Here is a 283-nt window from a genome sequence, read left to right on the forward strand (position 1 = left end):
TAGTAATAGTGCGTATCTAAAGGAGCAGTCAAATCACCCGCGACATCGATTCTTGTTAAGTTATAGTGGATTTGAGGGTTATTAAGCGACCAAGCATCGAGCGCTACATTTTGCCTAAACTCTAGTTCATTAATGAATCGCATCCCTTCTGGGTTACCGATATCGCCATCATTCGCTTCGCCCCAGCCTGTTCCATAAAAGTAACGAACTCTTGAAGACACATTCCAGCTGCCCCACTCCTTTGGTTGCAAGTATTGAAGTTTGACTGAAGGTTCTGCAACAA

The 283-nt window shown here is 43.8% G+C and carries 1 protein-coding gene; it reads right to left on the reverse strand.

Going from position 1 to position 283, the window contains the following annotated elements; all coding sequences use genetic code 11:
• On the reverse strand, nt 1-283 hold a 283-nt coding region (locus tag AB4512_RS23020), incomplete at both ends, for a Solitary outer membrane autotransporter beta-barrel domain (RefSeq protein WP_372175843.1).

It is taken from the genome of Vibrio sp. 10N.222.52.B7, assembly GCF_041474275.1.
Lineage (GTDB): Bacteria > Pseudomonadota > Gammaproteobacteria > Enterobacterales > Vibrionaceae > Vibrio > Vibrio crassostreae_C.